At 58.6% G+C, this 25,195-nt stretch carries 17 protein-coding genes; 5 read left to right on the forward strand and 12 right to left on the reverse strand.

Translation table 11 applies throughout. The features are described from left to right. The first annotated feature begins 39 nt into the window (after positions 1-39). Entirely contained in the window at positions 40-2,901 is a 2,862-nt protein-coding gene (locus GGR28_RS15365; protein WP_183496708.1) for a coiled-coil domain-containing protein, read from the forward strand. A 354-nt stretch (positions 2,902-3,255) separates the two neighbouring features. Here the strand turns inward: GGR28_RS15365 and rodA are convergent, their stop codons facing one another. The 5 genes from rodA to GGR28_RS15390 form a co-directional block, all read right to left on the reverse strand. Continuing rightward, on the reverse strand, positions 3,256-4,674 hold the full coding sequence (gene rodA, locus GGR28_RS15370) for a rod shape-determining protein RodA (protein ID WP_183496709.1): 1,419 nt from the start codon (positions 4,672-4,674) through the stop codon (positions 3,256-3,258). A 10-nt stretch (positions 4,675-4,684) separates the two neighbouring features. Continuing rightward, positions 4,685-5,083, reverse strand: coding sequence for an SPOR domain-containing protein (locus GGR28_RS15375; RefSeq protein WP_183496710.1), 399 nt, complete (start codon positions 5,081-5,083; stop codon positions 4,685-4,687). A gap of 3 nt (positions 5,084-5,086) precedes the next feature. Next, complete coding sequence (gene deoC / locus GGR28_RS15380; RefSeq protein WP_183496711.1) at positions 5,087-5,725, reverse strand: deoxyribose-phosphate aldolase; 639 nt, start codon at positions 5,723-5,725, stop codon at positions 5,087-5,089. Between the two features lie 107 nt (positions 5,726-5,832). Continuing rightward, a complete protein-coding gene (gene secA, locus GGR28_RS15385; protein ID WP_183496712.1) occupies positions 5,833-9,153 on the reverse strand; it encodes a preprotein translocase subunit SecA in 3,321 nt (1,106 codons plus the stop codon). A gap of 134 nt (positions 9,154-9,287) precedes the next feature. Further along, positions 9,288-10,307, reverse strand: coding sequence for a phosphotransferase (locus tag GGR28_RS15390; RefSeq protein ID WP_183496713.1), 1,020 nt, complete (start codon positions 10,305-10,307; stop codon positions 9,288-9,290). 344 nt (positions 10,308-10,651) lie between these two features. On the opposite strand from GGR28_RS15390, the gene GGR28_RS15395 reads away from it, so the two are divergent. The 3 genes from GGR28_RS15395 to GGR28_RS15405 are packed head-to-tail and all read left to right on the forward strand — an operon-like array spanning position 10,652 to position 13,923. After that, positions 10,652-11,476 carry a sugar nucleotide-binding protein gene (locus tag GGR28_RS15395; RefSeq protein WP_183496714.1) on the forward strand — a complete coding sequence of 275 codons (825 nt, stop codon included), beginning with the start codon at positions 10,652-10,654 and terminating at the stop codon, positions 11,474-11,476. 45 nt (positions 11,477-11,521) lie between these two features. Beyond that, a complete protein-coding gene (locus tag GGR28_RS19380) occupies positions 11,522-12,679 on the forward strand; it encodes a thioredoxin family protein (RefSeq protein ID WP_183496715.1) in 1,158 nt (385 codons plus the stop codon). An 8-nt stretch (positions 12,680-12,687) separates the two neighbouring features. Continuing rightward, complete coding sequence (locus GGR28_RS15405; protein ID WP_183496716.1) at positions 12,688-13,923, forward strand: T9SS type A sorting domain-containing protein; 1,236 nt, start codon at positions 12,688-12,690, stop codon at positions 13,921-13,923. Here GGR28_RS15405 and rny read toward each other — a convergent pair. The 4 genes from rny to pheT are packed head-to-tail and all read right to left on the reverse strand — an operon-like array spanning position 13,920 to position 18,675. After that, a complete protein-coding gene (gene rny / locus GGR28_RS15410) occupies positions 13,920-15,590 on the reverse strand; it encodes a ribonuclease Y (protein WP_183496717.1) in 1,671 nt (556 codons plus the stop codon). The genes GGR28_RS15405 and rny overlap by 4 nt on opposite strands. 29 nt (positions 15,591-15,619) lie before the next feature. Beyond that, complete coding sequence (locus tag GGR28_RS15415) at positions 15,620-15,919, reverse strand: cell division protein ZapA (RefSeq protein ID WP_183496718.1); 300 nt, start codon at positions 15,917-15,919, stop codon at positions 15,620-15,622. Positions 15,920-15,922: 3 nt separating this feature from the next. Further along, complete coding sequence (locus GGR28_RS15420; RefSeq protein WP_183496719.1) at positions 15,923-16,207, reverse strand: hypothetical protein; 285 nt, start codon at positions 16,205-16,207, stop codon at positions 15,923-15,925. Positions 16,208-16,245: 38 nt separating this feature from the next. Continuing rightward, positions 16,246-18,675: a phenylalanine--tRNA ligase subunit beta gene (gene pheT / locus GGR28_RS15425; protein WP_183496720.1), complete on the reverse strand. Its 2,430-nt coding sequence runs from the start codon at positions 18,673-18,675 to the stop codon at positions 16,246-16,248. Between the two features lie 145 nt (positions 18,676-18,820). Here pheT and GGR28_RS15430 point away from each other — a divergent pair, with 145 nt between their 5' ends. Beyond that, positions 18,821-19,579, forward strand: a complete 759-nt coding sequence (locus GGR28_RS15430) for a T9SS type A sorting domain-containing protein (protein WP_183496721.1) — start codon at positions 18,821-18,823, stop codon at positions 19,577-19,579. Between the two features lie 97 nt (positions 19,580-19,676). Here the strand turns inward: GGR28_RS15430 and GGR28_RS15435 are convergent, their stop codons facing one another. The 3 genes from GGR28_RS15435 to GGR28_RS15445 all read right to left on the reverse strand — a co-directional run bounded on the left by GGR28_RS15435 (position 19,677) and on the right by GGR28_RS15445 (position 24,945). Next, a complete protein-coding gene (locus tag GGR28_RS15435; RefSeq protein ID WP_183496722.1) occupies positions 19,677-20,438 on the reverse strand; it encodes a tetratricopeptide repeat protein in 762 nt (253 codons plus the stop codon). Positions 20,439-20,518: 80 nt separating this feature from the next. Further along, the gene (gene pdhA, locus GGR28_RS15440; RefSeq protein WP_183496723.1) at positions 20,519-21,577 is read right to left on the reverse strand and encodes a pyruvate dehydrogenase (acetyl-transferring) E1 component subunit alpha; all 1,059 of its coding nucleotides are present in this window, start codon (positions 21,575-21,577) and stop codon (positions 20,519-20,521) included. 122 nt (positions 21,578-21,699) lie between these two features. Beyond that, positions 21,700-24,945: a VPS10 domain-containing protein gene (locus GGR28_RS15445; protein WP_183496724.1), complete on the reverse strand. Its 3,246-nt coding sequence runs from the start codon at positions 24,943-24,945 to the stop codon at positions 21,700-21,702. Positions 24,946-25,195 lie beyond the last annotated feature (250 nt).

Raw genomic sequence — 25,195 nt, forward strand, 5'->3', positions numbered from 1 at the left:
AATACGGTAGTATAAACTGCCTCAGAAAACCCAAATATTATGCGAAATTATCTACTCTCATTACTAACTCTACTGGCCGTCGGTCAGGTAGCAGGCCAGGTGCGGGGCGTGAGCTATACCATTGCGCCATCCGTCAGTTACAACTGGTTCGGTGACGATTCCGGACTCGACGATGCCTTCATGTTTGGCGGCCGCCTCGGGTTTGGATTTGGTGAGTATGTTGAGTTGCGTGCTACGTATCTCCAGACCATCGACCAGCAGACCAACATCGCGGGTCTTAATATAAACGTTGACTCCACTTTCGCCAATCAGGGCGTTGATCTCAGTCGCTATGGTGCCGAGCTTAAACTTAACATTGGCCGTGGCACCCTGCTGCCCTACCTGGTGCTGGGTGGTGGTATTCAGGATACCAAGCGCGAAGGATTAGACAAGGCGGAGAATATATTCGGTACGCTGGGACTCGGGCTGACCCTTAGCGCCGCGGACCGTTACGCTTTCGGAGTGGAGGGCAAGTACATCACCTACTCCGGCAACTCCGTACGCAACCTGTTCAGCGACGTCGACGAGGTAATCAACAACCAGAACTTCGACAATTTTAATAACGAGAACATTGGAACCTTCGCGGTTGCCGCGAACCTCCAGTTCTATCTCGGCGGCCGGCGGCCCGGTCAGCTGAGCGAGATCGACCAGAAGTACCTGGAAAACTTTCAGGGCGGGATCAGTGGCCTTTCGCTACCCATCGAGCTAGGACTTGCTCAGGTAAACTGGGACGAAACACTCCCCTACCGCGATGCGTACTTCGCTGGCGGTACTGCGGGATTTGCCTTCGGACCCCTCATCAGCCTGCGGGGATTCTACTACCGCGGCATGAAGGACGACGAGATCAACTTTGATTTCGACGATATTTCGCTCTACGGTGCGGACTTCCGATTCAATCTCAGCCAGGCCAGTTCGGGCATCGTTCCCTACCTCAATCTCGGTGGTGGGTACATCGACCTGAGTGATGGCTACAACGACGGCGTGACTGAAGTACAGGATCTCGCATCCAGCCAGGGATTTGCCTCCGGCGGTGGCGGCATTTACCTCAAGTTCGGCGAGCGGGTAAAGCTTAACGGCGGCGTCCGCGCCCTGCTGACCAGTGGCTCCAATCTGGAAGACCTGAACAGCAAAGACCAAATCACGACCAGTTACATGTACAATGCCGGTCTTGGTTTTGTCCTCGGCGGGAATAACCGGAAGAACCCCGATGTCGTCCGTCAGTCGACCCTTGAGGATCGTCTGGCCGTGCAGCAGCGTGACTTCGAACGCCGCGCCGATAGCATCCGCACCGCTAACCAACTCGAAATTGCCGAACTGCGTCAACGGTACCAGGATAGCATTGCGAGCCTGGACCAGGAACTGATCGATGCTCTCGATGCCGGTGATGTAGAAACCGCCGCCGTCATCAAGGCGGAACGTGAAAATGCCGTAGCCGTAGTCGAAGAACTCGACACCCGCCAGAATCAACTGACGAATGAAGGTCTACAGGCCGATGTCCAACGGCAACAGCTGGAACGTGCCGAAGTAGATGCCGCACTGGGTCGTCAGGTACAACCCATTCAGCGGGCCACCGCCCCCCAGCGTTACAACCAGGACGGTAGCGTGATCATTTTGCAGTCCGCCCAGATCGATAAGCTCATCGAGGCAATCGGGCAGCGCAACGCCCAACCCCAGGCTCAACAGCAGATGCAACCGGCGACTTCCGGAAACGATCAACTGGATCAGATCAACCGCAGGATCGAACGCATGGAGAACATGATGTTCGAGATGAACAACTCACCAAGGATGGGACGCCGCGGCGTAGCCCGTTTTGACGATGGTGACCGAATCGAAGAAGATCGGCGGATAATTATCGAGCGGGAATTTGATAACCGTAACGACTCCCGGACCGATGGCCGTGTTCAGCAAGACAGCAGCAGGCGGCCCGATGTTACCCAGATGCGCATCGACAACCTGGAGCGCCAACTTCGCGAAAGCCGTGAAAGTGGAAACAACACCAACGACCGCATGGAATACAGCGGCGACAGTGAGGAGCGCATTCGGCAACTCGAGGAGCGTATGATGGAGCGGATCGACAATATTCGTAACAACACCAACGATACCGAATCCCAGGAGCTCCGCAATGAGATGATGCGCGACATGACCGACTACCAGAGCGAAATGATGCAGGAAATTCGTAGCCTGCAGAATGACCTGGACCGCGCCAATCGCGAACTGGCTCGCCGTGAAGCACAGCAGGATGCCATCGACGAACGCATCGACCTTGAGCGTGACCAGCTGCGTCAGGAGCGCCGTGCTGCCCGTCAGGCCGCTTCCACCTATACTGCAGTCGACTCGGCAGGCAATAAGGTGATCGTACCGGGTACCCGTAAACTGGAGGACATTACGGTCAATACCGGTGGCGTTTATCTGGCCGACGAAAATACCGAGGGCTTCTTCTCGAACTTCACCTACACTGGCATGTCGGGAACCGCTGGCTTCAACTTCGGCGATGCTACGGGACTCGGACTAGGCCTGCGCTGGCACTACAAACTGGGTCCCGACCAACGGGCCGAGTTTATGCCCGAAGCATACTTTGGTATCGGTAGCCCCACTACCTTCGGCATCTTCGGTAATATTGTCTACCCCATCATCACTGATGAAGCTAAGACTGAGGGCTTAATTCCCTACGCCGGCATCGGCATCGGTGCCATGCAGATCAAGGACGACGAAAACACCGACGAGCTTAATTTCCGCCCCGCCATCAACCTACTCCTAGGTACCTACTTGCCCGTAGGCGGAGGACGCGTATTCGTGGATTTCTCTACCCGCAACTTCTTCAGCGTGAATCAACTGACTGGAGGATACCGCTTTAACTTCTAAGCTTAGCTAACCTAGTTAAAGAATCCCCCGCCGGCAATCGCCAGCGGGGGATTTTCAGTAGCGACGGCTTCAGCCGTCATGCTGCAATCCATACAGGCAGCGGGACGGCTAAAGGCCGTCGCTACAGCTCAAAGTAGCGACGGCTTTCAGCCGTCATGCTGCAATCCAAACAGCCAGCGGGACGGCTAAAGGCCGTCGCTACAGCTCAAAGTAGCGACGGCTTTCAGCCGTCATGCTGCAATCCAAACAGCCAGCGGGACGGCTGAAGGCCGTCGCTACAGCTCCTCAAAGTAGCGACGGCTTCAGCCGTCATGCTGCAACCCAAACAGGCAGCGGGACGGCTAAAAGCCGTCGCTACACTTCGCCGCGGTGCTTATCCAGCTTGAGGAGCACGGCGATCATCATCGTGAAACTGAGCAGGGAAGAACCGCCTTTGGAAATAAAGGGAAGGGGGATGCCGATGACGGGAATAAGCCCCATCGTCATACCAATATTGACCAGAAAGTGGACGAGCAGTATCCCCGCCACCCCGTAGGCGTAGGCCCGGGCGAAGGTGCGCCGCTGTCGTTCGGCGATCACGGTGATCCGCCAGAGAAGCAGGAAGAAAACGATGATGAGGGTACCCGCGCCAATGAATCCCTGTTCTTCGCCGACGGCCGAGAAAATGAAATCGGTCTGTTGTTCGGGTACGTAATCGTACTTGGTCATCGTACCCTGCTGCAGGCCCCGGCCGCTGACCCCGCCGGCGGCAATGGCGAGTTTAGACTGCAGCAGATTATAGTAGGAACCCCGTGGATCGGCGTCTTCGGGATGCAGCCACACCATTACCCGTTCGTGCTGGTGGGAAGGAAGGAGTTGATTGGTGTAAATGTAGTTGGCGGTGAAGGTGAGGGCCAGGCCCCAAAGCAGGAAAAAGAAGCTGATGCCGACCAGCTTCGTGTTGCGCTGCATTAGGTGAAAACCCATCAGGGCGATCAATGCGGTTCCGAGTACGGCATTGGTTTGCCAACCATACCCGGCTTGCACCGTATAGAAAGACACCGCACCTGCGGCTACCGCCCCCAGTGTCCAAACGGCCGCACGCCGGGGAAGCAAAAACGTGTACAGCGCCAGACCGATCACGAGCAGGCCCGCCAGTAAGGCATCGAACGGAAAAAGGATGCCCAGGACGACCATAAAGGCCGTGAACCCACCCAGTACGAAGAGAAGCGGGTTGAGTCCCTCGCGGTACATCACCAACAAAAAACCGGCAAATACGAGGGTGGACCCCATGTCGGGTTGCCCCAGGATGACCACTCCGGGCAGGAGCCAGATGAAGCAACCGTAGGCTACGGCGCGCAGGCTGTCGAGCCTCCCCGAATACTGCCCCAGAAAGGCGGCCATCGCCAGGCAGGTACCGAACTTGGCCAACTCGCTCGGTTGAAAGGTGAGTCCCGCGATGCTGAACCACGATCTGGCGCCGTTGATTTCCTTGCCCGCAACCAGGACAAGAAAAAGAAGCACCACGGTAAAGATGTAAATCGGGTAAGCCCCGACGATCCAAACGTTGCGATCGATCAGGTAATTAATGAAGAGCCAGACGCCGGCGGAGATCACTACCCAGACCAGCTGCTTGCCCATCGGGGTAGCCAGGCGACCGGCCAGACTGAGGTCGTACCCTTCGGGTGGAGCGCCTACCGAGTTGATCATGATCAATCCGGTCGAAACCAGAAAGATGTAGAGAATGATCGTGGCAACGTCCGTCCGGGTCCGCTTCAGGGAAATTCTGGGCATAAGGGCGCTGCTAGTACATCTTCAGGAGTTCCGTTTCAAGCACTTCGTCCTTCACCAGGTAAACGCTTTCGAATTCCTTACTCAGGGTTTGCCGCAGCCGGTCGGCTTCCTGACGCGTGAAGAAGGCTCCGGCGCGGAGCTTGTAGTAGGGGGTGTTGTGCACCCAATCTACCGGCACGCTGGGATAATTGACGCGGAAATCTGATTCGGTCGTTTCCAGCTTGCGCCGATCGGTAGTGGCGAGCACCTGCACGCGCCATCCTTCGACCTTGTCTTCCCGCTCGCTTACCTCGGCGAAGATGTCGAGCACCCTGGCTACGTCCGGATCGGGCGTAACGATGAAGTTGCGCTGGGCCATTCCGGCGGCGGAGGCCAGCAAAAGTGCGATAAGGACGGTGTATTGACGCATGCTTTACGATTGTACGATGGCGAGACCTGAAGAAGTGCCGATGCGGTCGGCCCCCGCATCCAGGAGGGCGCGGGCTTCTTCGGAGGTTCGGATACCACCGCTGGCCTTGATTTTTATCTCGGGATGTAAGTTAGCTCGCAGGTAACGAACCTGCTCTACGGTAGCCCCCCCCTGGGTGCCCGAAGAAGTCTTGACAAAATCGGGGCGAACGGCATTACAAATTTCGACCAGCCGCTGCTGCTCCTCTTCGGTCAGCACCCCCATTTCCAGGATCAGCTTACACACCTTCCCCTTCAGGCGGACGGTGGTGGCCATCTGTTCGATCTCGGTCTTGACGTAATTCCATTCTCCCGACTTCACGGCGGAGATGTTGATGACGATGTCGAGTTCGTCGGCCCCCTCCTCGATGCAGCGACGCGCCTCGGCGACCTTGATCGGCGTTTCGGAATAGCCGTACGGGAACCCGATGACCGTAGCCACTTTGACCGGCGTGTCCTGGAGCTCGATCTCGGCCCGGGAAACGAAGAAGGGGGGGATACACACGGCATAAAAGCCCTGTTCACTGGCCTCCCGGCAGAGCCGCTTGATGTCAGTAACAGTTGCCTGTGGACTGAGGAAAGTATGATCTATGATCTGATTCAAACCGGGGATATTCTGTGAAAAACGGGCTAGGCGTAAAACGAACGCCAATATACGGCGATGTTATCACCGGGCGCGCAATACAAACCTGCGATCGCTCCCGAAGCGGGTTACTTACTGCCGTGGCAGTGCTTGAATTTCTTCCCGCTACCGCAGGGGCAGGGGTCGTTGCGCTTCACCTTGGCCGTCTCCCGCTGAAAGGTCTGCACCTTTTCGGGCTTGCTGACCGATTCGGCGGCCTGACGCGCGGCAGCGGCGGCGGGCTCCGGATCACTGCTGCGGTTGACCTGAGTCGGGGCCGTCACCACGCGACGGGGTGGGCGGGCCTCCTGAATGTCGGAAGGCTCGGCGATTTGCAGGTCGCCCTTGGCGAGGTAAGTGGTCGTCTTTTCGTTGATGCGGCTGATGAGTTCCTCGAAAAGATTGTAGGACTCCATCTTATACACCACCAGCGGGTCCTTCTGCTCGAAGGAGGCCATATTGGTGGAGGTCTTCAGCTCGTCCATGCTCCGCAGGTGCTCCTTCCAGTTTTCGTCGAGGATCGCCAGGGTGACGGCCTTCTCAATGTCCGACTTGATGCTCCGCCCGTTGGTCTCAATGGCCTTCTTGATGTCGGCCGTGATGTTGAGCGGATGGGTGCTGCCGTCGGTGAAGGGGACGATGATCCGGCGGTACCGGCCGGGCTGCTCCTCATCGACCCGGCGAATGAAGGGCATCACGCGGTCGATCAGTGTAAGCATCTTCTTTTCGTAGAAACTGCGGAATTCTTCAAGCAGCTGGTCGGCAAGGTCATTGACGTCCTTGTGGTCGAAGTCGGCTGCCTGAATGTCGGATTCGAAGCCGAGCAGGCGCTGGGTAGCGAGGCGGAAGGTATCGTAGGTACCATTCTGCTTGTGGGCGTAAACGATGTCGTCGATGAGCCCCTCGAAGGAGTTGTTCAGGTCCAGGTTCAGGCGTTGTCCGCTCAGTGCGTTGTCGCGCTTGCGGTAGATGGCCTCGCGCTGGATGTTCATCACGTCATCGTACTCGAGCAGTCGCTTGCGGATGCCAAAGTTGTTCTCCTCCACCTTTTTCTGGGCGTTCTCGATCGATTTGGTCACGATGCCCGCCTGAATCACGTCGCCTTCCTTGTGGCCGGCACGGTCCATCCACTTGGCGATGCGGTCGCTCTGGAAGTACCGCATCAACTTGTCTTCGAGGCTCACGTAGAACATACTCGATCCGGGATCACCCTGGCGACCGGCACGACCGCGGAGCTGACGGTCGACCCGCCGGCTGTCGTGGCGCTCCGTACCGACGATGGCCAGTCCCCCGGCCTTCTTCACCTGGTCGTTGATCTTGATGTCCGTACCCCGGCCGGCCATGTTGGTCGCGATGGTCACCTTGCCGGGGCGCCCGGCTTCGGCGACGATGTCGGCCTCCCGCTGGTGCTGCTTGGCGTTCAGTACGTTGTGGTCGATGCCGCGCAGTTGCAGCATCCGGCTCAGTTTCTCACTGATGTCGACGGCCGTGGTACCCACCAGTACGGGGCGGCCGGCGTTGCTCAGTTCGACGATGTCGTCGATGACGGCGTTGAATTTTTCGCGGTCCGTCTTGTAAATTTTATCGTTGCGGTCGTCGCGCACGATGGGCCGGTTGGTGGGGATGACCACTACGTCGAGTTTGTAGATCTCCCAGAATTCGCCGGCTTCGGTTTCGGCCGTACCCGTCATGCCCGCGAGTTTGTGGTACATGCGGAAGTAATTCTGCAGGGTCACCGTGGCGTAGGTCTGGGTGAGCTCGCCCACCTTCACGTTTTCCTTGGCTTCGAGCGCCTGGTGGAGCCCGTCGGAGTAGCGGCGGCCTTCCATCATACGACCGGTCTGCTCGTCCACGATCTTCACCTGTCCGTCCATCACAACGTACTCGCTGTCGCGTTCGAAGAGGGCGTAAGCCTTGAGCAACTGGGAGATGGCGTGCAGGCGCTTCGACTTGACCCCGAATTCCTGGGCCAGTTTATTCTTCTCCAGGGCTTTTTCCTCCTTCGTGAGGTTGTCCCGCTTCTCTACGTCGGCCATACTGGTGGCCAGGTCGTTGAGGATGAAAAACTGGGGATCGTCGTTGTACTTGCTCAGAAATTCAGTACCGAGGTCGGTCAGGTCTACCTGCCGGTTCTTCTCGTCGATGGTGAAGTACAGTTCGGAGTCTACCTCCGGCATGCGCTTGTTGTTCTCCGACATGTAGGTGTTCTCCGTCTTCTGCAGCAGCACCCGGACTCCTTCGGTGGAGAGAAACTTGATCAGTGGCCGGCTCTTGGGGAAGGCGCGGTAGGAGCGGAAGAGGGCCAGGCCGGCTTCTCCTTCCTCCGGACCGATGTATCCTTCCTTGAATAGCCGCTTGGCTTCGGTCAGGAATTTGTTGGCCACCCGCTGCTGCTGGGCGATCAGCTTTTCGATCGCGGGCTTGAGTTCGAGGTAGTCCTGGTCGTCGGCATTGTTGGTTACGGGGCCGGAAATGATGAGTGGCGTACGGGCATCGTCGACCAGTACCGAGTCGACCTCATCGATCATGGCGAAGTGGTGGTGCTTCTGCACCTTATCGGCCGTGGCCCGCACCATATTGTCGCGCAGGTAATCGAAGCCGAATTCGTTGTTGGTGCCGTAAGTGATGTCGGCCGAGTAGGCCTTCACCCGTTCCGGGCTGTGGGGGCGGTAGCGGTCGATACAGTCGATGCTAAGTTTCAGGAACTGCATTACCGGCCCGATCCATTCCGCATCACGTTGGGCGAGGTAGTTGTTCACCGTGACGACGTGCACGCCGCGGCCGCTGAGTCCGTTGAGGTAGGCCGGCAGCGTAGCCACCAGGGTCTTACCCTCACCGGTTTGCATCTCGGCGATTTTGCCGTCGTGAAGCACCTGTCCGCCGATCAACTGCACGTCGTAATGCACCATCTGCCACTCGATCTCCCCACCGGCGGCCAGCCACTTGTTGTTGTAGGTGGCCTGTCCGGATTCGTCGATGGTGACGTACTCCTTTTCGGCCGCCAGTTCGCGGTCGGCATCGGTAGCCGTCATGGTGAGGGGTCCGGCCGTGAAGCGACGGGCGGCTTCTTTGACGGTAGCGAAAGCGGCCGGCAGGATTTCCCTGAGCACCACTTCCAGTTCTTCGTTCCGCTGGTCACCCATGCGGTCGATCTCCTTGAATAGTTCGTCCTTTTTACGGAAGTCCGGTTCTGCCTCGGCTTCTACGCGCAGGCGTTCGATCTCCTCGTCGATTCCGGAGAGGTATTCGGCAATACGGCTGCGAAACTCGTCGGTACGCTGCCGTAGTTCATCGTTGGAAAGCGAGGCCAGGCCCTTATATACTTCGTTGATCTCATCTACGACCGGTTGGTAGGCGGCAACGTCACGGTCCTGTTTCGAACCGAATAATTTCTTTAGGGCCTTAAGCATAGCTGTATATATTTTTCAATTAAAGGAGGGCGGGCGCGCGGGTGCAAGGTATTTAGGCGAAATCCGAGCCAGTGGGCATAGACCGCCAATCTGTCACCGCCCTTAACAACGGGCTGACACCCGGACCGGTTGAATTACACCAGTCCGGCACGCGCCCGTTCGAGGAGTCGCTTCCGCTCATCCAAGGTAAGCGAAATCGGAAGTTGGGCGATACCGATGATTCGCCGCATAATTTCCACGTAACAGAACTTGCGGGCCAGCTCCACGTCAAATTTCGCGGGCTTTTCGTAGTGGCTGTCGATCTGTAAAATACGCTTCTCCGGTGCCCGGCTCAGGAGCAAATGGGCCATGAGCACCCCGATGTCGAATTCCGGTCGGCCGAGGTAGGCAAATTCCGTGTCGATCACGAACACCGTATCGTCCACGGTGAGGAAACTGCCCGGGTAAAAGTCGCCGTGGATTAGACGATCGCCGGTGGCCAGGTACTCCTTGCCGAGTTCCGCGGTGACGTCCCGCAGCGCGTCGTCGTGTTGGAACGGCAGCGCCGCCGCCGCGAGCCCGGGGTAGATGGCATCTAGGGGGAAGCCATTGTCCGGCCGGAAGGGCAGATCGAAAATATGGGCGTGGTTCAACCGCTTAAGGCCCTGGTTATTGGGAAAGTCGACTGGCCGCAGGTGGTGCAACTCGCTGGCAAACCGGAGGAGGGTCGACAACTGCGTGCGGGTCAGCGAGGCATCGCTGGAGTACACGAACCGCATATCACTGGCCTGCCCGAGATCTTCCAGCAACAAGACGTAATTCTCCGGATCGGCACGCAGAAGTTCGGGCATGTGACTCGACAGGAAGCGGTCGTTGACGATCGCCTGGTGGAAATCCCGCTCGATCAGCACACGCTCTACCGGTGCGGCCAGTTCCGGAAACTTTGCGACCCACGGCCTGCTTTGCTTCAGAATAAACTTGCGCCGTGTGGTGGTCACCCGCAGGGCGACGTTCATATTGCTCTCCCCGGCCGGTTCTGCCGTGGTGACTTCCTCCCCCGGAATCAGGTAAGCCCGCTCGTTCAGGTAGTGGGTTACCTCCTCCACGTCGCCCGCAGTCAGGTAGTGGTGACTTCCCGTCTCCTGAGTGAATCGCTGGGAGAGTTTATTCTTCATACCGGAACCAGTTTGTTAACGTTCTGTGCCGCAATGATAACAAACTACTGTTCCCTGCCGCCGCACGGCCCCGACAGCACCTAAAAAAGAGCCTTGACAACAAGTGTCAAGACTCCCGAAACAGGTTGCAAAAAAGAAAGGAGGACCATCTGCCCTCCTCCCGTAAATACTCACTCAAAACATGTAAATTCTTGGACGGAAACCGCTTCTTTTCCTGCTACAAAAATAAGCAATTTCCGATAATTAGACAAGCAAATAGATTCAATGTTTCCCATAAATTGGTGTTTGTAATCAATAGGGTTACATTCTGTGATGAACTGTCCGTTGCCTTACTTTTGCGTTCCATGACCAGTAAAAAATTAGCCGTTCTGGGTGCCGGATGGCTCGGATTACCCCTTGTTGGCTACCTCATCGATCAGGGCTATTCGCTCACTGCTAGTTACCGTCGCCGCGAGGTGCGCAATGCGCTAACCGCCGCCGGTGCCGACCCCTTTTTGCTTGACCTGCCCGTTGATCGCAGCGTCCTCGAGTCCTTCCTTCACCAAGTGGAAGTGCTCGTTGTTACCCTTCCCCCCCGCGGCAGAGCACTAGGGGAGGCCGCCCCCGCCAATTACCTATCTACTCTTGGCCCGCTCCGGGGCCTGCTTTCCGGCATTCACGTCATTTTTACCAGCAGTACGGGTGTTTACGGCGGGCAAGTTCAGGGTGAGGTTACCGAGGAGACCCGGCCCCTCCCCGATACGCATTCCGGTCGCGCGGTAATGGCGGCGGAAGAGTGGCTCGATGACCAGACCGACCGCCTCACGGTACTTCGGCTTGCCGGATTGTTTGGTCCCGATCGCGACCCAACCAACTTTTTTCGGAATGCGGAAGCGATTTCCCGGGCGGAAGCTCCGGTGAACCTCGTTCACCGGGATGACGTACTAACTGCGATCCGCCTGGTAATTTCTACCGGGGCTACCGGAATTTACAACCTCAGTGCCGTCACCCATCCGTCGAAGGGTGATTTTTATGGCTCGCTCCTGCGCGCCGCCGGCTGCTCCGCTAAAGCTTATTTGCCCGGCGGGGCGACCGATAAGCAAATAAATTCCGCAAAAATACGGGCCCTCGGGTGGGAACCCTGTTATGATGATCTTACCGTATATTCTAAGAGCAACACTGCAGGATAGCGGTCCGTTACCGTAGAGTTCCGCTAACGCCACAATTCAAACCAAGTGTCCAAGTCCCTACTCGCTCTACTTTTCCTTTCTTCCCTCGGCTTACTCGCCCAGCAGGAGGGCGGTGTCCGCTTCGAAGAAAAACCCTTCGACGAGTTGCTCGCCCAGGCCAGGCAGGAGGACAAGCTGATCTTCATCGATGCATACGCTACCTGGTGCGGACCCTGCAAGATGATGACAGCCAAGGTGTTTCCGGATTCGGCCGTAGGAGCCGTATACAACGCGCGGTTCATCAACGCTAAGTTCGATATGGAGAAGGGCGAAGGCCCCGGGCTCGCCCGCCGGTATTCCGTTTCCGCCTACCCGACTTACCTCTTCGTGAACGGGGAGGGGGATCTCGTTCATAAGGGACTCGGATACATTCCCAAACCGGCCCTTCTGAACCTGGCGGACGTAGCCATCTCGGAGAATAGCCTGGGTGCCCTGGGCGATCGCTACGAAGCGGGCGACCGCGACCCGGCCTTCGTCAAGATGTATGCGGAGGTCCTGACCGCCAATTACGAAGAGGGGCGCGCCGACCGGGTAGTCAGTGGGTACCTCGACGGACAGCAAGACTGGTCAAGTCCCGAAAACCTGCACCTGATCCTGGCCAGTCCCGGCAATCTCGGCGACAAACGAATGAGCTACCTCATCGAGCACGCCCGCGAGATCGAGAAAGTGCTCGGTGACGGCACCGCCATGGGAGTGATCCAACGGGCCCTGGTGAACGATTACCACCGCAGCAACCGCAAACGGAGTCTCGTAGCGCCGGCCGAAATCAAGGACCACTACATTCAGCACGCTCCGTTACTGAAAGACCAACTTCTGGCCCAGTATACCATGATGTACCACGAGCGGCTGAATGAAATGGAGGCGTACCTGCCGGCCGCAGTGGCGTACTACCGCGACTTTCCCTCCGACGATCCCGCCGAGCTGAACTCCCTGGCCTGGACGTTCTACCAGAACGCCGACGATCCGGAGCACCTCGCTCAGGCCATTTCGTGGGCCGAACGCTCGGTGGAAATTCGACCGGATTATCCCAACCTCGATACGCTTGCTTGGCTCTACCAGAAGACGGGACAATTGGAAAAAGCAAAAGCAGCCGCCCGCCGGGCCATCGAATACGCCAAAGCCGATGACCTCGACTTCAGCGAAACCGAAAAAATTCTGAACTAGATTCCGCTATGCGCAAAGCCTTACTCGCCACTCTGAGCCTGTTTTTCTGCCTCGCCCTCACCGCTCAGACCAAGAGCAAAGGACATACCATCACCTGCTGGACGGATGGCGCCACGGCTTCTCTACCCAAGTCGGCCCCCGTAGAGTTCGCCGCCGCCAACTTGAGTGTCCTGACGCCCTTCGAACTGATTTTTACCGACAGCGTGCCCGAAGCCGCGGAAGCGAGCATCCGGTTCGCCGCCGACGTCTGGGGAAGCTACCTGCAATCCACGGTTCCCGTTCGCGTGAACGTAGACTGGCGGGACGAGGGCGATGAACGACTGCTGGCAAGCGCGGGCCCGAGCTTCCTGTTCCGCGATTTTGATGGTGCGCCTGAGCGAAACGTTTGGTATCCCGTAGCGCTGGCGGAAGCCATTTTTGGTCAGGAACTCAATGATTCGGACGCTCCCGATATCAACATCGTGGTCAATAGTACCGCTAACTGGAACTACGATACCGAAGGCACCGTACCCCGCAACCGCATCGACCTGGCTACGGTGATCCTGCACGAGCTCGGTCACGGACTCGGTTTTCTGAGTAGCATCGACAGCACCACCGACTCCACGGTAAGCATTGGATTCGATGACTACCTCATCATTTATGACCTGTTTCTGGAAACGCCGCCCGGGCAATCGCTTTCCGACACCTCCTTATTCACTACTCCCTCAAAGGAATTGCTGGCCGCCGTCATCGAGCGGCTGGACTTTGCCGGTGATAACGCCGTCCGCGAAAACGGTGGCGAGTTGGTGCCCCTCTTCGCTCCCCAGACTTTCGACGTAGGCAGCAGCGTAAGCCATTTGGACGAACGAACCTACCGGACCGGTACCATCAATGCACTCATGACCCCCTCGGTTGCCAATGGGGAGGCCATACGGGATCCCGGACCGGTCACCCTCGGCATACTGGAGGATCTCGGCTGGCCCCTGCGCTACGATCTTACCTCCACCAGACAGATGATCGCGGGACAACTTACCGTTTACCCCAATCCGGCCAATTACAGCTTTACGCTACCCCTGGAGGAAGTGCTTTCGCCAACGGTAGCCGTGCTCTACGCTGCTGATGGCCGCGAGGTCCGACGGGTCGATATTTCGCGGGAGCGCATTTCGGCCGAAGTGGACGTTACCGGGCTTACTCCGGGTCTGTATACCCTTTTCGTTCCCGATGGCGGCAGTCGGGCATTCAGCGGCCGGGTAATTGTGCGCTAGCGCGCGTAGGCTACCGAGCGTGTTTCCCGGATCACCATTACCTTGATCTGACCGGGATACTGCATCGTTTCCTGAATTTCCTGGCTGATCTTGAAGCTCAACTCGTCGGCGTGCTGATCACTGACCTTGTCGGCCTCGACCATCACCCGCAGCTCGCGGCCGGCCTGCATGGCGAAGGCGGAATTGACGCCCTCGTTTTTCTTGGCGATGTCCTCCAGCTCCTTAATGCGGTTGATGTATCCTTCCAGGATCTCGCGGCGCGCGCCGGGTCGGGCCCCGCTGATGGCGTCGCACGCCTGTACGATGGGTGAGATGATATTGGTCATCTCGATCTCGTCGTGGTGGGCACCGATGGCGTTCACTACGATGGCGTGCTCGTTCAGTTTCTCGGCCAGCTGCATACCATAGAGGGCGTGGCTGAGCTCGCTATCCTCATCGGCGACCTTGCCGATGTCGTGGAGTAGTCCGGCGCGTTTGGCCAGTTTGACCTGCTTCTTGCTCAGGCCCATTTCGGCGGCCATCACGGCGCATAGGTGGGCCGTTTCGATGCTGTGCTTGAGGAGGTTCTGACCGTAGCTGCTGCGGTAGCGCATGCGGCCGACCATGCGGACCAAATCGGCCGGCAATCCGTTAATGTCGAGCTCAATGACCGTTTTCTGGCCGATCTCCTTAATGCCCTGGTCGAGTTCTTTGCGGGTCTTGGCGACCACCTCCTCGATGCGGGCGGGGTGAATGCGACCGTCGCTGACCAGCCGTTTGAGCGACAGGCGGGCTACTTCGCGGCGGATGGGGTCGAAACTGGAGATCACGATGGTCTCCGGGGTATCGTCGACCACCAGTTCGGCACCGGTGGCGGCTTCGATGGCGCGGATGTTGCGGCCCTCGCGACCGATGATTTGCCCCTTTACGTTGTCGTTGTCGAGACTGAAGACGGAGACGGTGTTTTCGATGGTCATCTCTGCGCACATACGCTGGATGGTGTTGATCACCACCTTACGCGCGTCCTTGGCGGCGTCTTCCTTGGCCTCCTCCAGGAGTTCACGGCGCAGGCTCAGGGCGTCGTTCTCGGTCTTGGCCCGTACGTCTTCGAGCAGGCGCTGCCTGGCTTCCGTTTGGCTTAAGTTGGAGATGCGTTCGAGTTCGACCGTGAAGCGTTCGTGCTGACTTTCGAGTTCGGTCTGCTTTTCGCGGGTGCGTTCGATTTCCTCTTCGAGTTCGCGTTTGCGGGTCTGGATTTCCTCCTCCCGCTTCTTGAACCCCTCCTTGGCCTTCAGCACTTCGTCGAGTTCGGCCTTGAAGCCGGCGCGCTCCTCCTTCATGGCGGCCTGTTCTTCCTTCAGGGCCTCCCGCTTTTCGCGGAGCTCTACGAGTTCTTCGGCCTTCTCCTGCTTAAATTCTTCCTTGTAGCGAGCGAATTTTTCGCGGCTCTCGGCAATCTTCTGTTTTTTGAAGGCTTCCTGCTTATCGCGGTATTCGGCGAAGGTCTTTTCGGCCTTCAGTTCGGCCTCCGACTGGATCTTTTCGGCCTTCAGCTTGGCGTCGGCGAGTAGCTTCTCGGCTTCGAGTTGGTGGACCTGATTTTGCTCCTTGGCCTTACCGCCGAAGATGAAGTAGGCGATTGCGGCACCGATGAGGAGCCCGATCACGAGCCCGATGATAATTTCCATTGTACGTTTAATTAAAGCGTGAAGCTCCTCTAGAGCATCCCCTCAACCAAATCATTCAACTGGGCCAGTCGCTTACTCAGCTCCTGGTCGGAACCGTTGTCGGCCTGCTCCCGGGCACTGCGGAGTTCGCTGGCGTAGGTGAGCAGGGTCATGACCAGGCAGTCTTGCTTGTCGCGGTCGCGGTACTTGATCTGGAAATCATTGAAGCGATCGTTGATCTCACCGACCAGGGCGCGTAGCCCCTTTTCCTCCATTTCGCCGACGCGAATGGGATAAGGGCGGCCGGCGATGACCACAGTAATGGGCTTGTTGTCCTGTTCGTTGGCCATAACTTAATTGCGGTGGAGCCAGTCGAGGCAGCGATCAATCTCCTGAAGGCAAAACCGGATGGTTTCGCGCTGGGCGTCTCGGTCGGCCGGTTCCGCGACGGCGGCTTGCGGGGTTCGGTCCAGCTTGCCCTGGAGTGAACTTACGATGCCGAGCTGCCGATCGAGCTCCCGCTTCAGGGTTTCGTTTTCGGTAACGAGGGCTTCGTGTTGCGCCCGTTGGCGGTCCACTTTAGCGGCGAGTTGCCGGAGTTTGATCTCAAGACCGTCAATTTGGGCTGCCGGTTGCATATTGGATGAGCGGTTAAAGGAATGGGCGAAGTTATGAATTAACGGCGAACCTCAGCGCCCAGTTGTTTGCCGAGCAGGCCTTCGATGCCGCGCATCAGCTTGTCAACCTCCTTGTCCTGTAGCGTACGCTCCGGACTCGCGAAGAGAAAACTCACGGCGTAGCTCTTCCTGCCGCCGCCGAGCTGCTCCTCATTGCGGTACACATCAAAGAGGTTGACCTCGGTGAGCAACTGCTTTCCGGCCTTCCGCGAAAGCCGTTCCACATCGGCAAAGTTTACGCCGTTCGCTACCACCAGCGCCAGATCGCGCCGTACGCCGGGATATTTTCCGGGGGTAACGACCTGGACCGGCTTACGGGGCAGCACCCGCAGTAGGTTGTCCCAGTTGAAGTCGGCGAAGAATACACCGGATTTCACCGCTGCCCGTTCCTTCATTGCTCCCGCGACCCCGCCAAAATCTACGAGCTCCAGTGGCCCCTTACGGTAGCGAAGGCCGTAGGCAAAAGTGTCGGCGGGCGCTTCTTCGGTGCGGTAGTTGTCGATGCCGAGGCGGTTGAGGACGAGCTCCACGGCCGATTTCAGGGTAAAGTAGGTGGCCTCCGACGTTTTTTGATCGGCGGTGTGCCAGGATTCCGCGGTGCGGCGACCGGTCAGGGTAAGGGTGAGGTGATTGACCTCGCGGTAGGCATCGCCGTCGACGTGGTAGCTGCGACCGAACTCGAACAGCCGCAGGTCGCGCTGACTGAAGGCCTGGTTGTGGCGCACGGCTTCCAGGGCCGACATGGCCAGCTCCGGACGCATCACGTCGAGGTGCACGTTGCTGGTATTGTTGATGGCCACCAGATCCTCCCGGTCTGCGTAGTGGCGACTTTCACCCAGGCTCAGGGCCATCATTTCGTAAAACCCATTGGCGGCAAGGAGGTCGCCGATGAGTTCGCGCAGGGCATTCGGGTCGGGCCGGGGAGCGACGACCATGGCCGTGGTGATCATGTCCGGCTCGGGGATGTTGTTGAATCCGTACACCCGCAGCAGCTCCTCGATGACGTCGACCTCACGGGTCACGTCGACTTTATTGGTGGGCACCGCCACGACGAATTCCCGATCGTTGTTTTCTACGATCTCCATATCCATCGTCTGCAGTATGTAGTGGATGCGCTCCCGACCCAGGGAGACACCAATGAGGTCATCGACTTTTTGGTAGCGGACGGTGACCCGTAGGGGCTCGATCGGTGAGGGGTAGAGGTCGAGCAGTTTTCCGGCTACCTTTCCTTCCGCCAGTTCCTCCAGCAGGAGGGCGGCGCGCTTCAGGGCGTAGACGGTTACGTTGGGGTCGCTTCCCTTTTCGAAGATCCGGGCAGCATCCGTGCGCAGGGTGTGGCGCATGCTGCTGCGGCGGGTGGTGCCGGCAGCGAAGTGGGCGGACTCGAGGAAGATGCGGGTGGTGGTGTCGGTCACCCCGCTATCGGCTCCACCGAACACGCCGGCGATACACATTGGGCGGTGGTTGCCGTCGCAGATCACCAGGTCGTCTTCCGTGAGGGTGCGGTCGATCCCGTCGAGGGAACGAAAGACGGTACCCTCCGGTAATTTTTCCACGACGATCTCTTTGCCGCCGATCTTGTCCAGGTCAAAGGCGTGTAGCGGCTGGCCGAGTTCGTGCAGTACGTAGTTGGTCACGTCCACCACGTTGTTGATGGGCCTTACCCCAATGGCGTTGAGGCGTGCGCGCAGCCAGTCGGGACTGTCTCCTACCTTCAGCCCTTCGATAACCAGTCCGGCATAACGGGGCGCGTCTTTCGGGTTATCCACTCGGGCGGGGAACGCGGGTGCCGTGCCTTCCCGAAAAGCGGAGACGTCTGGCTTCCGTACCGATATTTTTCCTTCCTTCTCCACACTTATGGCGGCCGCCAGGTCGAAGGCAACGCCCAAGTGGTTGGTAGCGTCGGAGCGGTTGGGGGTGAGGCCGATCTCGTAGACGTAGTCGGTTTCGAGGTCGTAGACGTCGGCGGCCGGGGTGCCGGTCGGATAGGCCCGGTCGAGGACGATAATGCCGTTGTGGTCCGACCCCAGCCCGAGCTCATCTTCGGCGCAGATCATGCCCTCGCTGACTTCGCCGCGGATCTTTCCCTTCTTGATGGTGAACGGCTCGCCACCGGTCGGGTGCAGGGTAGCGCCTACGGTAGCCACGAGCACGTGCTGGCCGGTGGCAACATTGGGGGCTCCGCAGACGATGGAGACCGGTTCGGAGCGTCCCACGTCGACGCTGGTAAGGGAGAGCCGGTCGGCGCCGGGGTGTTTGCCGCAGGTGACAACGTGGCCGACTACAATTCCTTCAAGTCCGCCGGGGACGGACTCTACCTTTTCGATTCCTTCCACTTCCAGGCCGGTGCCGGTGAGCACGTCGCCGATCCGTTCGGGGGGCAGATCGAGGTCGAGGTAGTCACGCAGCCAGTTGAGCGATACTTTCATAGGGCGGCAAAGGTAGGGAAGTAATTAAATGTTAATTCTGGCCTTGGGGGCCTAAAAACTTGTTCTGCCCGGATTATTATTGTTGAGCGATTAACCTTGGCTCCTAATCCCGGTTCCTAAACAACAGCTACTGATCCAATACGGAATGAAAACCGCCTTATTCTCCCTCTCCCTGCTTCTCGTTTCTCCCCTCTGGGCGCAGAATGGAAGTATTCTGAGGGTGGAACCGGCGGAGGTAAGTAAGGAGATCGTAGTGGACAACCTGGACGAGCACTTCGAGGATGTAACCTCCGTAGTCGTTACCAACAACTCCACCCGCACCATCCAGCTCGTACGGGAGGCGGTGCAGGGCCGGCAGCCGCGCTCGTGGAGGTACGAGACCGTTGACCGCCTGAGTAGGTCTACCCCCTACGTCATGTCGGAAAACGAACAGCGCAACGGGCGGCACATTCCCCTTTCTCCGGGGCAGTCGGCTACTTTTTATATCGTACTCAAACCCGACGGGGTCACCGGAAAGGGAACGACGGAACTGAAGTTTTCGGACTTGACCATTCCCGGCACTATTCTAGCGAGTGCGACGGTGAGCACTACCCTGACCCAGCGGGCGGCCGCCGCTCCCGCGATCCCGGAGGTAGAGATCAGGCCCTCCCCTACTACGGTTCGGCTGTATCCCAATCCGGCGGTGGACAAGTTTTTCGTAGAATCTCCCCGCGGCACCCGGGTCGGTCGCGTGGAAGTGACCAATACACTGGGCCGTCAGATTCGTTCGTTCAGCGGAGAATCCGGACCGGACGGCTACGATATTCGCGAGCTACCGGATGGCCTGTACCTGATCTCGATCTTTGATGAGGGGGGGAAGAAGTTGAAGACCTTGCGGTTGTTGCACCGGCAGTTTGGGGCGTAATTTTTCAACGCAGATTAAGCGCAGATTTTTGTCGCAGATTTCGCGGATTCTTTGACAGCTGACGTTACTCTGCTTCGCAGGGTAGCGTACCATCAATTTACTTGCTTTCCAGTGCCGTGATGTACTTGTCGGCCTGGGCGGCTTCGGCGCTGGCGCTGTAGTCGGCTTTGAGGCGGCGGAAGGCGGCGAGGGCCTCTTCGGTACGTCCTTCTTTGCGGAGGAGGAGACCGAGTTTGTTGAGGTAGTATCCTCCGGTGACGTAGTTGTTGCCCGCTTCGTCTACGGCTTCGCGGTAGCTGTCGATGGCGGCGCTGAAATCGCCGAGTTCGCTGTGTAGGTCACCCATTACGCCGGCCTTCATGGCGGGAAGTAGCTCTCCTTCGGCGTCGAAGTCTTGCAGGTAGTCCATCGCGGCTTCGTACTTGCCGAGGTTGAGGTAGCTTACGGCGGCGTAGTAGTTGGCGAGGTTACCGGCCTTGGTGCCGGAGTATTCGTCGGCAATGTCGAGGAAACCGGGGTACCCCTGTCCGGGGTTGGTCAGGGCCAGGCTGAAGCTGTCCTGATCGAACTGGAACTGGGCTTGCTGCATCTGCTCGGCGGCGTTGCGTTCGGCCGGTGCTGCAATGAAGGTCTGGTAGAGTAAAGCACCCGCTACTATGGCGATAAGCGCCACTACGGCGATGATGATCGGCTTGCGGTTGCGTTCGAAAAAGTCGAGGCCTTGGTCACGTACTTCTACGAAGTCGACCAGGGTATCGTCGCCATCGGATTCCCCGCCGATACCGGTGTTGGTGTTGGCCGCGCGACCTTTGCTGGGGGTGCCGGTTGGACGACGACCGATGTTATTCTTTCTTGCCATATTACTCTAAGTTCTGCCCACCGCAGGGTAGCGCGGCCGGAAAAGTCGCGCAAAGATAGGTCAAAGCCGCAAAAGTTGTCCTACGTCAGGAAAGGATAGGGGGTGGAGTAGTTGTCGGTGTACAGATCGGCTCCGTCCGGGTAAGGGCTTTCCTCGGCGAATTTGACGGCTTCGGCAATTTCCGCCTTTACGCTATCCTTAATTTCCTTGATTTCTTCGGCGGTAGCCAGACCATTCTCGAGGATGGCTTTTTCGGTCACCTTGACGGGGTCGCGTTGCTGGTAGCTCTTTACTTCGTCCTTCTCCCGGTAGCGGGCGGGGTCGGATACCGAGTGGCCCTTGTAGCGATAGGTCTTGATCTCGAGGTAGTACGGCCCCTTTCCGGAACGGATGTGTTCGGCGGCACGACTGACGGCTTCGTGTACGGCCTCCGGGCTCATGCCGTCGACGCTTTCGCTGGGCATATCGAAGCTTGCCCCGAGCTTGCTCAAATCGGTGACGTTACTGGTACGCTCGACGCTGGTGCCCATCGCGTAGCCGTTGTTCTCACAGATGTAGAGGGCGGGGATTTTCCAGGTCATGGCCATATTCCAGCTTTCCCAGAGGGCACCCTGGCGGGCGGCACCGTCGCCGAACATGACCACACAGAGGTTCTTCGTGCCTTTGTACTTCTCGGCGTAGGCGATGCCGGTACCGATGGGTATTTGGGCACCGACGATTCCGTTGCCACCGTAGTAGTTGTTCTCACGGCTGAAGAAGTGCATGGAGCCTCCTTTTCCCTTTACGATACCGGTAGCTTTGCCGTAGAGCTCGGCCATTGCTTTTTTCGTCTCGACACCCCGACCGATGGCCGTTCCGTGCTGGCGGTAGGCCGTCACTATTCCGTCATCTTTCGTGAGGGCGCTCTCGATACCCGCCGCAACGGCCTCCTGACCGATGTAAACGTGACAGAAACCACGCACGTCCTGCTGTCCGTAAGCCATTAGTGCACGCTCTTCGAATCGACGAATGCGCAGCATCAGGGTGTACCATTCCAGGTACTGTTCCTTACTGTAGTTCAATTCCTTAGCGGAACCGTTCTTCTTGGCGGTCGTAGAAGATCGCTGGGCCGTAGTGGTGTCTTTCTGAGCTGTATTCATGCGGAAAAGGCGAAATTTCGCTGTTTGCGGAGGGTTTACCTCCTAAATATAGGTCAAGGCAGGCAATCCGAATTTGCCCGTACACAAAACGACGTGGCGGGGGCATAGTTTAGGGGTCGTAGTTATTCCCGGGGGGCGGTGCCGATGAGGTAGGGGGCGCCCGCCTCCCGTAATTCGCGCTGTAGGGCGGGGATGGTCCGGTCGCGTAACCGCTCGATGTCGGGCAGTAGTTTCTCCAGGCGTCCGGCGGCGATTCCAAGACTGCGGCGGTGGTTGGGGGTCGGTCCGTAGGTGGTGGACAGTCCACGGGCACCGGCACTGAAGAAGTCGGATATGTCGGGTGGATTCTTCTCCCCGATCTCCGCCCGGCTCGGACTGCCGTTTATTTGGTACTGGAGCTCGGTGAGTTCCTGACGGAGGGAGTAGAGTTTTCCGTTCAGGGCACCCGGTGCGATAGCGGCACGCGACAGGGCCGTTTCCATGGCACGGAGCTGGTCCTCAGCCTCGTCCATAAACTCCTGCACCGTGGCCAGTTGATCCTGCACTTCCCTCACCTCGCTGCGGTAGGCATCGTATTCCTGGGCATCGGGGCCGGCTACCGTGGGTTCATGGAGCGGTTTCACTTCGAAACTTACCGGTCCGGCAAGCTCACGAACCTCGCCGCGCTCTTCCATAGCTAGGGTAGCAGTATACGTCCCCGGTGCCGCCAGCGCGCCGGCGGACCAGCGGCCTCCCCCACCCTCTTCCGTCTGCCCGGGGCGAATGGCACGAGTAGATGGATAGCGCAAATCCCAGGTGGCGCGGTGTATTCCTTCCGAAGCATCAACCTCCAGTTTGCGCACGACCGAACCGTCCGCGGCAAAGATGGTAAGCCACACCTTCGGAGCTACCTCATTCTGTTCCGCGTCGAGGGCGGCGTAGCCGGGAAAGGTCAGGGGAGTTTCGGCCTCCGTCATTTTCTTTTCCGCCTCCTTACGGGCCTCTTCCTTACTTACAAAGCCGTCCCTGAGGTGGTAGGTGATCACCGCCCCGAAGGGGGGATTCTCGGCGGCGTATATATTCGCGCCTACTTCCGGATCGTTGCCGCGCGGACTATACCACCACGCATCCCGGGGGGTGAAGAGGTGGGCCTCCCGATTCAGGTTGGCGTCGTTCATCTCGCGCAGGGGACTGTAGTCGTCCAGGATCCAGAAGCTCCGTCCGAAACTGGCTCCGACCAGATCGTTCTCCCGCTCCTGAATGGCCAGGTCGCGGAACGGAATGGTCGGGGTACCCGCCAGTTTTTTCCACGCCTTTCCGCCATCGAGGGAGGTGTAGATGCCGTTTTCGGTACCGACGAAGAGCAGGTTGGGCTGTTCGAAATCCTGCACGAGTCGCCACACCAGGGTGCCGGCGGGCAGGCTGCTGCCGAGGTCGGTCCAGCTGCGGCCTAGATCGGTGCTTTTGTAGAGGTAGGGGGCGTAGTCTCCTTCCTTGTGGTTGTCGAGGGAGAGGTATACGGTATTTGCGTCGTACTTGTCGGCCTTGACGTCGTTAATGAAGGCGCGTTCGGGCACACCGGGTAGGCTGCTGACCATGATCTTGCGCCAGTTGTCGCCACCATCTTCGCTCACCTGCAGGATGCCGTCGTCGGTACCGGCCCAGAGCAAGCCTTCCTTTACGGGGGACTCGGAGAGGGAGGTGATGGTATTGTAGTTCGACATGGCGCGCACGTCCCACGGGTTGTCCCAGCTCTGGATTCCGCCCATGATGGGTAGGGCCAGTCGTTCTTCGTTGCGGGTGAGGTCCCCGCTGATGGGCGTCCAGTCGTCGCCGCGGTCATCGCTGCGCCAAACGCGGTAGCTGGCGAAGTAGAGGCGTTTGGGGTCGTGGGGGCTCACTACGATCGGGGCATCCCAGTTGAAGCGCTCGTGGGGGTCGCCCTCGCGGGCTTGGGGCTGCACGAGGACGGGCTCGCCGGTCTTGAGGTCGACGCGGTGTAGGCCGCCCTGCTGGGTTTCGGCGTAGATAATGTCGGGATTGCCGGGTTCGGTGGCCGACTGGTGGCCATCGGCAAAGAGGGTCTTGTACCAGTCGCCGTTGCGGATGCCGCTTTCGCTGTCGGTGCGGCTGGGCCCGCCGTGGCTGCCGTTGTCCTGGGTACCGCCGAAAATATGGTAGAAGGGTTTGCGATCGTCCACCGCCACCTTATAGTACTGGGTGATCGGCATGTTGTCGATGAAGCGCCAGTTTTCGGCCAGGTCGAAGCTTTCGTACAGTCCGGCGTCGGTACCGATGAGGAGGTAGTCGGGGTCGTCCTCCCGAAAGACCAGGGCGTGATTATCGGAGTGCTTGCGCTCTTCCTGCATCTCCCGGAAGTTTTTGCCGCCGTCGTCGCTTACGAGTACGCGTACGGCCATAAGGTACAGGCGGTCGAAGGCGTGGGGGCTGGCGTACAGCTCCTGGTAGTAGTGCGGACCGGTACCACCCGGTACGACATCGCTCATTTTCGTCCAACTCGCGCCCTGATCGGAGGAGCGGAAGACGCCCCCCTTCGTGCGATCCAGGGTAATGGAGGCGTAGACTACGTCGGGATCCTGGGGGCTGATGGCCAGACCGATCTTGCCCATATTGGAGGTCGGCAGTCCGGTGGTCAATTTGGTCCAGCTTTCTCCGCCGTCGCGGCTGCGGTAGATGGCCGTGCCCGGTCCGCCGCCGAGGTAGGCCGCTACCGTGCGGTGCCGTTGCCAGGTAGCCGCGTAGAGGACGGAGGGGTCGCGGGGATCGATGAGGAGATCGGTTACGCCGGTCCACGCGTCGTCGCCGAGGGTACGCTTCCAGGTGGCACCGCCGTCGGTACTTTTATAGCACCCGCGCTCGCCGCCCTTGCTCCACAACGGGCCTTGCGAGGCGACCCAGATGACATCGGAGTTATCGGGATGGACGATGATCTTGGATACGTGCTCCGAGTTTTTCAGTCCCATATTGGTCCAGTTCTTGCCGCCGTCCTGGCTGCGGTACACCCCATCGCCAAAGCCGATGTGGCGACCGCCGACGTTTTCGCCCGTACCGACCCATACCGTGGCGGAGTTGTTCGGGTCGACCGTAACGCAGCCGGTGGAGTAGGATGCCTGCTCGTCGAAGACGGGATCCCAGGTAATGCCCGCATTTTTCGTTTTCCAGACCCCTCCGGAAGCGACGGCCACGTACCAGGTGTTTTCGTGTTGGGGGTCAACGGCGATGTCCGCGATTCGCCCGGAGACGAAAGCAGGGCCCACATTGCGGAGGGGCATACCGGTCATTTGGTCGGGTTTATCCGGTTTTTCCTGGGCGGCGAGGATGCCGGAGAATAAAAACATCAGGAGAGGGAGCAGTAAATATTTGGTCATGGCGCGGTTTTACGGGCCTTAAAATACTACTGAAGACCACTTCCGCAAGTTGGTGGCGCCCGGGCGCGGCGGATTATGTCGGGGCTACCTTGCGGGATAAGGGTTTTGCCCTTTATATTGCTTCATCTCTCATCCGTATATTTGCTTACAACTTATTGACTCACCCTTTTTCTCCGGTTAATCCCCCGGCACCTCATCTTACCTTCGGCCTGGATTGGATTGGGCTATTGCTCCTCAAAAATATTTATTA

This window comes from Neolewinella aquimaris (assembly GCF_014197245.1).
GTDB classification, from domain to species: domain Bacteria; phylum Bacteroidota; class Bacteroidia; order Chitinophagales; family Saprospiraceae; genus Neolewinella; species Neolewinella aquimaris.